Annotated in this window: 12 protein-coding genes; 2 read left to right on the forward strand and 10 right to left on the reverse strand. The window is 73.7% G+C overall.

Annotated features, from left to right (window positions below; translation table 11 throughout):
* Positions 1 to 147: 147 nt before the first annotated feature.
* Genes kynU through paaA form a run of 9 tightly spaced genes read right to left on the reverse strand, consistent with a single transcriptional unit; the run spans position 148 to position 7,830 of the window.
* A complete protein-coding gene (gene kynU / locus AOQ37_RS37620) occupies positions 148 to 1,398 on the reverse strand; it encodes a kynureninase (protein WP_062651630.1) in 1,251 nt (416 codons plus the stop codon).
* Positions 1,395 to 2,279: an alpha/beta hydrolase family protein gene (locus tag AOQ37_RS37625; protein ID WP_062651632.1), complete on the reverse strand. Its 885-nt coding sequence runs from the start codon at positions 2,277 to 2,279 to the stop codon at positions 1,395 to 1,397. The genes kynU and AOQ37_RS37625 overlap by 4 nt, the downstream gene beginning before the upstream one ends.
* Positions 2,269 to 3,114 (reverse strand): tryptophan 2,3-dioxygenase, encoded by an 846-nt coding sequence (locus AOQ37_RS37630; protein ID WP_062651634.1) that lies wholly within the window; start codon positions 3,112 to 3,114, stop codon positions 2,269 to 2,271. Before AOQ37_RS37630 ends, AOQ37_RS37625 begins: the two co-directional genes overlap by 11 nt.
* Before the next feature lie 53 nt (positions 3,115 to 3,167).
* Positions 3,168 to 3,944: an SDR family oxidoreductase gene (locus tag AOQ37_RS37635; RefSeq protein WP_062651636.1), complete on the reverse strand. Its 777-nt coding sequence runs from the start codon at positions 3,942 to 3,944 to the stop codon at positions 3,168 to 3,170.
* A gap of 51 nt (positions 3,945 to 3,995) precedes the next feature.
* Positions 3,996 to 5,135 (reverse strand): 2Fe-2S iron-sulfur cluster-binding protein, encoded by a 1,140-nt coding sequence (locus AOQ37_RS37640; protein ID WP_062651639.1) that lies wholly within the window; start codon positions 5,133 to 5,135, stop codon positions 3,996 to 3,998.
* Complete coding sequence (gene paaD / locus AOQ37_RS37645; protein WP_062651641.1) at positions 5,132 to 5,632, reverse strand: 1,2-phenylacetyl-CoA epoxidase subunit PaaD; 501 nt, start codon at positions 5,630 to 5,632, stop codon at positions 5,132 to 5,134. Before paaD ends, AOQ37_RS37640 begins: the two co-directional genes overlap by 4 nt.
* Entirely contained in the window at positions 5,629 to 6,429 is an 801-nt protein-coding gene (gene paaC / locus AOQ37_RS37650) for a 1,2-phenylacetyl-CoA epoxidase subunit PaaC (RefSeq protein WP_062651643.1), read from the reverse strand. Before paaC ends, paaD begins: the two co-directional genes overlap by 4 nt.
* The gene (locus tag AOQ37_RS37655; RefSeq protein ID WP_062651645.1) at positions 6,413 to 6,754 is read right to left on the reverse strand and encodes a 1,2-phenylacetyl-CoA epoxidase subunit PaaB; all 342 of its coding nucleotides are present in this window, start codon (positions 6,752 to 6,754) and stop codon (positions 6,413 to 6,415) included. Before AOQ37_RS37655 ends, paaC begins: the two co-directional genes overlap by 17 nt.
* Positions 6,751 to 7,830, reverse strand: a complete 1,080-nt coding sequence (paaA, locus tag AOQ37_RS37660; protein ID WP_062651648.1) for a 1,2-phenylacetyl-CoA epoxidase subunit PaaA — start codon at positions 7,828 to 7,830, stop codon at positions 6,751 to 6,753. Before paaA ends, AOQ37_RS37655 begins: the two co-directional genes overlap by 4 nt.
* Positions 7,831 to 8,152: 322 nt before the next feature.
* Here paaA and AOQ37_RS37665 point away from each other — a divergent pair, with 322 nt between their 5' ends.
* Both AOQ37_RS37665 and AOQ37_RS37670 read left to right on the forward strand, forming a co-directional pair.
* A complete protein-coding gene (locus AOQ37_RS37665) occupies positions 8,153 to 8,407 on the forward strand; it encodes an acyl carrier protein (protein ID WP_062651650.1) in 255 nt (84 codons plus the stop codon).
* Positions 8,407 to 9,885 carry a class I adenylate-forming enzyme family protein gene (locus AOQ37_RS37670; RefSeq protein WP_062651652.1) on the forward strand — a complete coding sequence of 493 codons (1,479 nt, stop codon included), beginning with the start codon at positions 8,407 to 8,409 and terminating at the stop codon, positions 9,883 to 9,885. The genes AOQ37_RS37665 and AOQ37_RS37670 overlap by 1 nt, the downstream gene beginning before the upstream one ends.
* A gap of 467 nt (positions 9,886 to 10,352) precedes the next feature.
* Here AOQ37_RS37670 and ccrA read toward each other — a convergent pair whose 3' ends face one another.
* The gene (gene ccrA, locus AOQ37_RS37675) at positions 10,353 to 11,582 is read right to left on the reverse strand and encodes a crotonyl-CoA carboxylase/reductase (RefSeq protein ID WP_062651665.1); all 1,230 of its coding nucleotides are present in this window, start codon (positions 11,580 to 11,582) and stop codon (positions 10,353 to 10,355) included.
* Positions 11,583 to 11,595: the final 13 nt, after the last annotated feature.

Here is an 11,595-nt window from a genome sequence, read left to right on the forward strand (position 1 = left end):
TTTGACGCCTGCGTGGGCCGCGTGTGGGGGGGACGAGATGACCGTCGCTGGTGCCCGGGGCTCTGGCGAGGATCGAAGAGCGCGTCCGCCTCTGGAGGGCTCCCGTGAGCCGGCGTGTCGGCGTGTCGGCGATGTCGTGAGGAGCGCTCAGGTGACCGGGCCCGATCGTGCGGGTGCGGGGTCGTAGGAGGAGTCGCGCACGATGGTGCTCAAGCGCTGTGCGGCCGTGAGCAGTTCGGTGTGGGTGGTGTAGAGCGCGTTGACGCCGAAGCGGAGCAGGTCGGGGGCGCGCATGTCGATGACGACGCCCCGGTCCGCCAGGGCCCGGGTCAGGCCGAGGGCGTGCGGGTGGCGCAGGGACACATGGCTGCCCCGGCGGGCCGCGTCGCGGGGTGTCACCGGGGTGATGCCCAGCGGCGTGAACAGTTCCTCGGCGCAGGTCAGGAAGAACTCCGTCAACGACACGCTCTTCGCGCGCAGTTGTGCCAGGTCCACGTCCTCGAAGACGGTGAGGGCCGCCTCCAGGGCGAGCAGGGACAGGATGGGCGGGGTGCCGATTCGGGCGCGGGCGATGCCGGGAGCGGGTGTGTAGTCCCGGTCCATGGCGAAGGGGCTCGCATGGCCGTTCCAGCCGGTCAGCGGGGTGTCGAGGGCGTCGTGGTGACGGCGGGCGGCGTAGAGCCAGGCGGGCGCGCCGGGGCCGCCGTTGAGGAACTTGTAGCCGCAGCCGACGGCGAGGTCCACCTCCAGGGCGTCGAGGTGCAGCGGCATCGCCCCGGCGGCGTGGCACAGGTCCCACACCGCGAGGGCGCCGGCCCGGTGCGTGGCCTCGGTCAGCGCGGCCATGTCGCACAGCTCCCCGGTGCGGAAGTCGACCGGCGAGTAGCTGACCGCCGCCACCCGGGAGCCCTCGTCGGCGAGGAACTTCTCCAGGTCGGCCGGGGGTATCCGGCGCACCTCCAGGGCGTCGCCGCGGCGGGCGACGGCATCGGCGAGGTAGCGGTCGGTGGGGAAGTGGCCGGGATCGGTGACCAGCAGGGGCCGGTCGGGGCGCAGCGCGGTGGCCGCGCTGAGCGCGGTGAACAGCTGGACGCTGGTGGAGTCGCCCGCCACCGTCTGCCCCGGCGCGGCTCCGACGAGGCGGCCGATGGTGTCGCCGATCCGCAGGGGCGCGTCCCACCAGCCGCTGTCGTTCCAGGAGCCGATCAGGCCGGTGCCCCACTGGCGGGCCACGACGTCCGCGAGGGCGGGCGGGACGGCGGCGGGCAGCGGGCCCAGGGAGTTGCCGTCGAGGTAGATGACGCCCTCCGGGAGGACGAACCGCTCGGCCAGCGGGGCCAGGGGGTCCTCGGCGTCGGCGCGGGCGGCCCGGTCCTCGAGCGCGGTGGCGGCGTTCATGGGTGCGTGGCCTTCCCTGGAGTGGTGCCGGTATCGGTGCGGGGTGCGGGCGCCGTGTCGGTGCCGGCGCGCGGTGCGGCGAAGCGGGCGGACATCTCCCACAGGGTGTCGGCGACCGCGCGGGCCGCGGGGGCGCCGGGCTCGATGAGGGTGTAGTGGCCGGTGCCGGGCAGCACGACCGTCCTCAGGTCCTCGTGCACGGCCGCGTAGTCGGTGAACTGGGTGAGCGGGACCTCCTCGTCCACGGCTCCGTGCAGCAGCACCGTGGGCACGCCGGTGGTACCGGCCCCGCGCAGCAGGGTGAGGGGGTCGACGGCGGGCAGCCGTTCCTCGAACACGGCCTCTCCCCCGAGGAGCTGGACGGCCGCGTCGTTGCTGAGGCCGTCCCGGCGGGTGGCCGCGAGGTCCGTGATCGGGGCGAGTGCGAGCACGCCGGTCGGGAGGGTGCCGGTGTGCCAGCGGGAGCCGGCGGGCAGCAGGCCGCGCGCCGCGCACCACAGGGCCAGATGCCCGCCGGAACAGTGGCCGGCCAGGAGGTAGGGCCGCCCGGCGGGAAGGGTGTCCACGATCCGGGCCACGTCGTCGAACGTCTCGGGATGGCCGCCGGCCCCGCCGGAGCGGCGGAAGCCCGGCAGCAGCACGTCGAAGCCCTGCTCGGCGAGGTAGGCGGCGAAAGGAGTGAGGTGCATACGGTCGTAGCGCCAGTAGCCGCCGTGCAGCAGGATCACCAGGGGGGCGCCGGGGTCTTCGGCCGGCCAGGCGTCGTAGGCCTGGTGCGGGTGGTCGCCGTAGCGGCCGTGCGCCGGTGCCAGCACCGGTTTCAGGCTCAGTACCCGCTGCTCCTCCTCCGCCGCGAAGGCGGAGATCACCCTAGACCCCACCGCGCACCTCCCACAGCTCCGGGAAGACCGGCCTGTTCGCGCGCTGTTCGAGCCAGGCGAGGCCGGTCGAGCCCGCGCTTCCGCTCTTGGTGCCCATGGCCCGGCGGACGACCATGACGTGGTCGAAGCGCCAGCGCAGGACGAGTTCGGCTATGTCGGTGAGCAGTTCGCCGAGGCCGAGCAGCGGATGGTGCTGGGGGCCGGAGTAGATCAGCCGCCACACCTCCACGACGCCCGGGTCCGACGTGTAGGGCGCGCTCACGTCGCGCTCCCTGACGTGCTCCGGAACCGGCAGCCCCCGCCGGTGCAGACAGCCCAGCACCTCGTCGTACAGGGACGGCTGGCGGTGGGTCTCGCTCAGCGCCTCGTGCACGTCGGGGTCGCCCCGGTGCAGGCGGAGCATCGCCTCGGACTTGTCGCCGAGCAGGAACTCCAGTTGCCGGTACATCGCGGACTGGAATCCCGAGGCCTTGCCGAAGGCGGCCCGGAAGCCGTTGAAGCGGGCGGGGGTCAGCGATGCCAGGGGCGCCCAGGCGGCGTTGAGGGCGGTCAGGGCGCGGCGGCTGCGGGTCAGGGCGTCCATGGCGGCGTCCAGGTCGTCCTTGGCGAAGGCCGTGCCGGCGCTGCGCCACTCGTGGACGATCAGGGTGAACCACAGCTCCATCACCTGGGTGGTGACGACGAAACCCATCTCGTCGGGCGCCTCGGTGAGGGGTTGCTGGAGGTTGTTCAGGACGGACGCGTGCACATAGGCGTCGTAGGGGCTGGCCCCGTCGAAGGGCCGGGTGAGTGAGTCGTCCGCGGCCCGGGCCGGTGCGGACGTGCCGTCGTTCATGGTGAGGGCCTCCTGTTGCTGCCGCGGGCGGCGCGGCGGGACGGGCGCGGGGCTCACGGACCGAGGTGGACTCCGCCGGAGACGTCGATCCACTGGCCGGTCACCCAGCGGGCGTCGTCGCTCGCCACGAAGGAGACGACGTCGGCGATGTCCGCGGGGGCGCCGAGCCGGCCGAACACGGAAGCAGCCTCGTACCGTCGGCGGATCTCCGGGACGGCGAGCGTCGGGTTGATCTCCGTCTCGGTGTAGCCGGGCGCGACGCTGTTCACCGTGATGCCCCGCGGTCCCAGTTCCTGGGCGAGGGCCAGGGTGAGGTAGTCGAGGGCGGCCTTGGTCATGGTGTAGGCGATGATCGGCGGGAAGGCGACGCGCGTGGCGACCGAGGAGACGTTCACGATCCGGCCGCCGTCGCGCAGCCGGTCCAGAGCGCGCTGGATGATGAAGAACGGCGCTCTGGTGTTGATCGCGAACGCCCGGTCGTAGTCGTCCTCGGTGACGTCCGCGATCCGGCGCGGGACGGTGATGCCGGCGTTGTTGACGAGGATGTCCAGGCCTGGGACGGCGTCCTGCCCGGCGAGGGCGTGGTCGAAGGCCGTCCACAGGGTGTCGGCGTCACCGGGCACGCCCAGTTCGGCGTGGACCGGGAAGGCGCGTCCGCCGTCGGTCTCGATCTCCTTGACGGTGCGCTCGGCGGCCTCGTGGTCGTGTCCGTAGTGGACGGCCACGAGGGCGCCCTCGCCGGCCAGCCGGCGGGCGACGGCCCGGCCGATGCCGCGGCTGCCGCCGGTGACCAGCGCGGTCCTGCCCGCGTGCCGCAGGGGGGTGGTCATCGTTTTCTCCTTCTGCTGGGGTGGGTGGTGGCCGGGGCGGGTGCCGTCATGTCATGCGTCGAAGTCGACGGTGACCTCGCCGCCGAGGGGCCTGGCGCGGCAGGTGAGCGTGTAGCCGGCGGCCAGTTGCCCGGCGTCGAGGGCGTACTGGGGGCCGGTCGTGACCTCGCCGGTGAGGACCTTGGCCCGGCAGCTGCCGCAGATGCCCTCGCGGCAGGCGTACGGCACGTCCGGGTGGTCGCGCAGCAGCGCGTCGAGGAGGGCGGGGTCCCGCGGTCCGGCGGTGACGACCCGGCGGTGGCCGTCGTAGAGGGCGGTGATCCGGGTGCCCTCACGGGCGCGCGGCGCGCCGGGTACGGCACCGGGTACGGGCGGGGTGCTCGGTACGGGCGGGAGCGGTGGGGTGTCGCCGAGGGCGAACAGTTCGGAGCGGACCAGGGCCGGGTCGGCTCCCGCGTCCTTCAGCGCCCGTCGGACGGTGGCGATCAGACCGGCCGGGCCGCACAGCGCGAAGGTGGTGTCCGGGCCCGGCCGGACGTCCAGCGCGGCGAGCAGCCGGGGCAGGCGCTCGGCGTCGATCCGGCCGTCCAGGGGCGGGCGTCCTTCGCGGGTCAGCAGATGGAGCACGGTGAACCGGTCGACGAACGCGTCCTTGAGCAGGGCGAGTTCGTCGGCGAGCAGGGCGTCCGCGGCCGTGGGCACCGAGTGGACGAGGTGGACCCGGCAGGTGGGGTCGGTGCGCAGCGCGCTCGCGCCCATGGCCGCGAGCGGGGTGATGCCGGAGCCGCCCGCGATCAGCACGTGGTGGGCTCCGGACAGCTCGGGCAGGGCGAAGGCCCCGGCGGGCGCGGAGAGTTCGAGGCGGTCGCCGGGTGCAAGCCGGGTCAGCGCGTACGCGCCGAAGCCGTCCGGGGCGCCCCGCTTGATCACCAGCCGCAGCGCGCCGGGATCCTCGGGTGGCGGGCACACCGAGTAGCTGCGGCGCAGTTCCTCGCCCGAGCGGCGGTGCCGGACGACGACGTGCTCCCCGGGCCGGTGCGCGAAGGTGGCGCGGAGGGGGTCAGGTACGTCCAGGGTGACGGCGACGGCGTCGCCGGTGAGGTGCTGGACGGCGGTGACCGGGAGCCGGTGCCAGCCGGTTCGCCGGCGGGTGCCGTCGGGCGCGAGGACGGGGTTCGGGCGTGTCCTCATAGCGCGCTCAGGTGGGGGAAGAGCTCGCGGCAGGCGGTGCAGCGCAGCATCGACTGGCAGCGGGTGGGGCCGAACGCGCTGTGCGGCCGGGTGGCCCGGGAACCGCAGTGCGGGCAAGGAACCCCGGTCAGCCGGACGAGGACCGGGCCGTCCCCCGGTGCGGGCGCGGGCGGGGCGATGCCGTGGGCGGCGAGCTTGGCGCGGCCGGCCGCGGTGATGCGGTCCGTCGTCCACACCGGGGACAGCACCTGCCGTACCCGGGCGTCGGGGTGGCCGCCGTCCGTCAGGACCTCGCGGATCGAGGAGGCGATGGCGGCCAGTGCCGGGCAGCCCAGGTAGGTGGGGGTGAACTCCACCTCGAGGCGTCCGTCGGCGGCCGGGCCGACCGAGCCGATCACTCCGAGGTCGCCGAGGGCGATGAAGGGCAGTTCCGGGTCCGGCAGCGCCTCCACCCGGGCACGGATCTCCGATGCCGCGAGGGCCGTGGCGGCGTTCACCAGGTGCCTCCGGGGAACTGGCGGCGCACCGACTGGAGTTCGGCGACCAGGGACGCGAACTCCTCGGTGTGCAGGCCCGCACGGCCGCCCCGGGCCCGCCAGCGGGGGGACGGCACGGTGAGTCCGGCCCGGGTGATCACCTCTGTGGTGCTCCGCTCCCATCCCGGGCGCAGCGGGGCGGGCGAGGGGGCCGTTCCGGCGGCGGCGAGGTCGCGCAGCAGGTCGTCCTCGTCGAAGAGTTCCGCCGTGTACGCCCATACGTGATCGAGGCCCTCCTGCATGCGGCGGGCGCTCTCGGCGGTCCCGAGGCCGAGGCGTTCGGTCCAGGTGTCGGCGTGCAGCCGGTGGAAGGCGGTCTCCTTGGCGGCCCGCTGTCCGAACGCGGCCAGTTCGGGGTCCGCGCAGCCGCCGAGCGCCCCGTAGTACGCCACGGCGTAGTGGGTGTACACGAGTTGCCGGGCGACGGTGGCCGCGAAGTCGCCGTTGGGCAGCTCGGTCAGCAGGGCGTTGGTGAACTCGCGGTCGGTCCGGGCGAAGGCGAGGTCGTCCTCGTCGCGTCCGGTGCCGTCGAGGCGGCCGACGAGGGTGAGCAACTGCCGGGCCTGGCCGACGAGGTCGAGGGCGATGTTGGACAGCGCCAGGTCCTCCTCGATGGTGGGCGCCCGGGTGATCCACTGGCACAGCCGCTGGCCGAGGACGAGGGCGTCGTCGCCGAGGCGGAGCAGCTGGACGGCGAGCCGGGGGTCGGTGCGGCCGTCCGCCTCGGTGGCGGTCGCCCGCTCAGTCGTCGTGGCCATCGTCGGGGCTCCTCTCGGTCGTCAGCGGCACGAACTGCTGGGGGTACCGGTACGGCTTGTGCCGCGCGTTGGCGAAGTACGGGTCGCGTTCGTCCGGGGAGGCGGTGTGCACCGCGTCCGAGCGGACCACCCAGAGCGACAGCGGGTCGCCCCGGCGGGTGTAGAGGTCACGTGCCCTGAGCAGGGCGGTGTCCGGGTCGTAGGCGCGTACCGAGCCCACGTGCTGGTGGGAGAGTCCGCGCCGGGGCCGCAGGAAGACCTCCCAGGACGCGGGGACGCCCTCCGGCCGCGCCACCGGGGTGCCATCCGGCTGTCCGCCGCTCATGCCCGTACCTCCGTGCGGTGCTGGCCGCGCTCCTGCCCGTGCCCGTGCGCACCGGCGTCCTGGCCGGCCGCCCCGTCGCCGTCCGGGGTGCGGGCGGCGTACGCGGCGGCGGCCTCCCGTACCCAGGCGCCGTCCTCGTGCGCCGCGCGCCGGTGGGCGACGCGCTGCCGGGCCCAGTGCGTGTCCTCGCCGAGCGCGCGCCGGTAGACGTCCCAGTCGACCGGGGTGAAGTCGTAGTGGCCGCGTTCCTCGTTCCAGCGGATAGCCGGGTCGGGCAGGGTCAGGCCGAGGCGTTCGGCCTGCGGGACGCAGCTGTCGACGAACCGCGCGCGCAGTTCGTCGTTGGTGTGCCGCTTGATGCCCCAGGCCATGGCGCGGCGCGAGACCGCGGCACCGACCGCCGCGGTGCGCGCGTCGGCGCCGCCCGCCTCGGTGTCGGGCGGGCCGAACATCAGCGCCACGGCCGGCAGCCACCAGCGGTCCACCGCGTCCTGCGCCATCGCCTTCTGTTCCGGTGTCCCCTCGCACAGGGCGCGCAGCAGGTCGTAGCCCTGCCGTACGTGGAAGGCCTCCTCCTGGCAGACGCGCCGCATGGCCCGTGCGTAGGGTCCGTACGACGTACGGCACAGCGGGGCCTGGTTGATGACGGCGGCGCCGTCCGTCAGCCAGGCGATGGTGCCGGTGTCGGCCCAGGTCAGCGCGGGATGGTCGAAGGTCGCCGAGGCACGCTGGCGGCCCTGGTGCAGGGCGTCCAGCAGGTCGGCGCGGTCCACGCCCAGCGTCTCGGCGGCGGAGTACAGGTACAGACCGTGGCCGGCCTCGTCCTGGACCTTGGCGATGAGCACCGACTTGCGGTGCAGGGACGGCGCCCGGGTGAGCCAGGCGCCCTCCGGCTGCATGCCGATGATCTCGGAGTGGGCGTGCTGCGCGAGCTGCCGGAGCACCATGCGGCGGTAGCCGTCGGGCATCCAGTCGCGCGGTTCGACGGCCTCACCGGCGCCGACGAGCGCCTCGAACCTCGCCGTCAGCTCGTCCTCGCCGTCGGCCGCGGTGGCGGCGGGCTCCGCCGCGCTCATGCCGCGCCTCCCCGGCCGGTCCGCGCCGGGGCGGGGACGTACGCACCCCTGGACCGGACCCGTCGCCTGGGCACTGGCATCACTCCTTCGGTGCTCACCGGGCGCCGTGGCGCCCGCCCCGCCCGGTGGATCGGGCGCGGCCTGCGTCTGGGAAAGAGGCCGTGCGGGAGGCCCGCAATCCCCCGGCGGGCCGGATGGGGCGCGTGACAAACGTCACGCGGGGGTGCGGGGATTGCGGTCCGGCGCTGGGGCCTCTTGTTCGGGTGACAGGCGAAGGACGCGATGCGCTCGGCGGTCGGCCTGCCGGGTGAAAGGGGTAACCATGAGCACCGTCAGGGAGTTGCTGGTCGAGCTGACCGGCACGGAGGAGTTCGCCGACGCCGCCCGGGTCGGTGACGACCTCGACCTCGCCGCGAGCGGCATCGACTCCGGGGACCTGGTGCGGCTGGTGTTGCTGGTCGAGCAGCGGGCCGGAGTGGAGATCACCGCGGACGACATGGAGAAGCTTCAGACGATCGCCGACTACGAGCGTTTCGTGGCCGAGCGGTCCGCGGCCGGTGCCGGTGGCGGTGCCTGATGTGGCTCACGCAGCTGCTGGAACGCAACCGGCAGTGCTTCCCCGGGCGGACGGCGCTGGTCGACGAGCGGCGCGCGGTCACCTGGGCCGGTTTCCACGACCGTACGCTCGAACTCGCGCGGGGATTCGCGGAGCTGGGGATCGAGCACGGTGACCGTGTCGCCGTGCTCTCCAAGGACCGGATCGAGGTGCTGGAGACCTACTTCGCGCTCGCCCGCCTCGGCGCGCTGTTCGTCCCGCTGAACCACAGCCTGGCCGTGCCCGAGGTCGCCGACATCGTGGCGCGCGTCGGCGCGGTCGCTGTGTTCGGCGAGTCCGAACTGCTCGACCGACAGCCGGAGTTGCCCGCCTCTGTACGGATCACGATGGCGTTCGACAAGCCGGCCTTCGAGGCACTGGGCAGTGTGGCGGCGCGGCGGGAGCTGCCGCCCGTGGCCGACACCGATCCGGTGGCCGTGCTGCACACCTCGGCGACCACCGGGCGGGCCAAGGGCGTCACGGTCGACAGCGCCTCCTTCCGCGCCATCGCCCTGGGCTGGCTGGTGCAGGCCAGGCCCACCGACGACATCGTGATGGTCAACTGCTGCCCGCTGTACCACGGCAGCATGGTGGTGTCCCTGACCTACATGGCGACGGGCGCCACCATCGTGCTCATGCCGGGCTTCACCCCGCAGCGGGCGCTGGCCGCGGTGGAACGGCACCGGGCGACCCACATGTGGATGGTCCCGCAGATGGTGCGCTTCATGCTCCAGGCCAAGGGCGCCGACCGCGCCGACCTGTCCACCCTCCGGGAGATCCTGTACGGCGCCGCCCCCATGCCGCTCGACGTGTACGAGGAGGCCGTACGGCGCCTCGGCTGCGGCTTCCGGCAGGTGTACGGCATGACGGAGGTCGGCGGCCCGTTCGTCACCCTCGGCCCCGACGAGCACCCCGCGCCCGGGGACACCACCGCGCGCATCCCCTGCGGCCGCGTGATCCCGGGTATGTCCGCGCGCGCGGTGGGCCCGGACGGGACGCCGTCGCCGAGCGGCGAGATCGGCGAGATCGTGGTGCGCGGACCCGGTGTGATGCAGGGCTACTGGAACGATCCGCAGGCCACGCGGGAGATCGACCTCGACGGGTGGATCAGGACCGGGGACCTGGGGTTCGTGGACGAGGCCGGACGCATCCACCTCGTGGACCGCACCAAGGACGTCATCATCCGGGCCGGCCAGAACGTCTACCCCTCGGAGATCGAGCGCGCCCTGATGAGCCACCCTGCGGTACGGGACGCGGCGGTCGTCGGGATGGCGGACGAGGACTACGGCGAGGTGCCGCTGGCGTACGTGGTGGCCGAGCCGGACACCGGCGCCCGGGAACTGCTGGGCCACATCTCGGGGTTGCTCGCCCCCTACAAGAGGCCGCGGCGGGTGGAGTTCATCGAGCAGGTGCCCCGCAACCCCGCCGGGAAGATCGTCAAGAAGCTCCTGCGGACCTGAGGTCGCGCGCCTCCCCGCGGTCCCCCCGGCCGCCGGCCACGGGCCCCGGCCACCGCTCCCCCGGTGGCCGGGGCCCGGCCGGTGTCCGCGAGGCCGGCACGGCCGACGGACTGTGACGCCGGTACGGGTGTGACAGCCGCCGCCTGTGCCCTGACCGCCCGGAGACCGCCGCCCTGAGCTGTCGGGGGCCGCCCTGCCATGTCGGGGGCTGTCCGTGGCACTTCTGCGCGCTGAGAGCGAAGACCAGCGCGTCACTGGCGGCCCTCACCACGATTCGCGACTCCCCTGTGCCGACCCGCTCCGTCAGCCCGGGTGTCGGCACGCGACAACTCCACGCGGGGCCCTGGTATCTGCACCAGGGCCCCGCTCCTGTCATGCGTACGGACCGCCACGAGCACATCTCAGGGCAACGCGCACGAGCCGCGACCGTGCCGGAGTCCTGTCGGACGGCCCGGCAACCGCACGCTCTACTCCGACGCGTTGACCAGGACCGCCATGTTCCCCATCGGGTGGCGGTTCTCGTGGATGAGTTGGTGGGCCAGGCCGATCTCGTCGAAACCGAAGGTCCGGGACAGACACGGGTCGATGGCACCCCGGTCGATCAGCCGGGTGATCTCCCGGGCCTCGCGGGCGCAGGCGGCGTGCGAGCCCTGGAGCCGCTTCTGCCGCATCCACAGGAACCGCAGATCGATGTCGCCGTTGTAGCCGGTGGTGCCGCCGCAGATGACGACCATGCCCGCGTTGTCGCACAGGTAGAGAGAGGTGGGGATGGTGTCGGCTCCGGAGTGCTCCAGCACGATGCGGGGGCTGCGCCGCTCGCCGAGCACGTCCCAGAAGCGCCGTCCGAAGGCCCGCGCACCGGACAGCCAGCGGCTCATCGCGGCGTCGTCGGAGGTATCGGGCATCCGGCCCCAGTGGTCGAAGTCGCGCCGGTCGATCCAGCCCTGGGCGCCGAGCCGCATGCAGAACGCGCCGCGTTCCTCGCTGGAGACGACGGCGACCGGGATGCCGCCGACGTGCCGGACGAGCTGGATGGCGATGCTGCCCAGGCCACCGGCGCCGCCCCAGATCAGCACCGGGTCGCCGGGGCGGACGGTGTGCGGGTCCCAGCCGAACAACTGCCGGTAGGCGGTGGCCGCGGTCGCCATGTAGCAGGCGGCGGCCGCCCAGGACAGGCGGGCGGGCTTGCGGTGGCACATGTAGTCGTCGACGACCGCGAACTGGGCGAAGGAGCCGTAGTTCTCCTCATAGCCCCACACCCGCTGGCTGACGGACGCGGCCGGGTCACCGCCGAGGCGGATGTCCTCGGCCGATTCGTCCCAGCGGCTGGCGAGCACGACGACCTCGTCCCCGAGCCGAACGCCCTTGACGTCCTCTCCGACCGCCCACACGATGCCCGACAGGTCGGAGCCGCCGATGTGGAAGTCCTCGACCGCACCGGCCTTCTGCCGGGCGGCGATCACGTCGAGCGGCTTGCCGAGCGCCGCCCAGACGTTGTTGTAGTTGACGCCGGCCGCCATCACCTTGACCAGTACCTGGCCACGGCGGACCGGGGGGACGTCGACCACCTCGGTGCGGAACGCGTCGACGGGCTGCCCGTAGCGCTCCCGGCGGATCAGCGAGGCGTACATCTTCCGTGGCACGGTGCCCGGTTCGGGCGCGTCACCGAGTTCGTAGAGGTCGTGGGGTGCGGTCACGGTCATGCGGGGT

The organism is Streptomyces maremycinicus (genome assembly GCF_001184025.1).
In the GTDB taxonomy this organism is placed as follows: domain Bacteria; phylum Actinomycetota; class Actinomycetes; order Streptomycetales; family Streptomycetaceae; genus Streptomyces; species Streptomyces maremycinicus.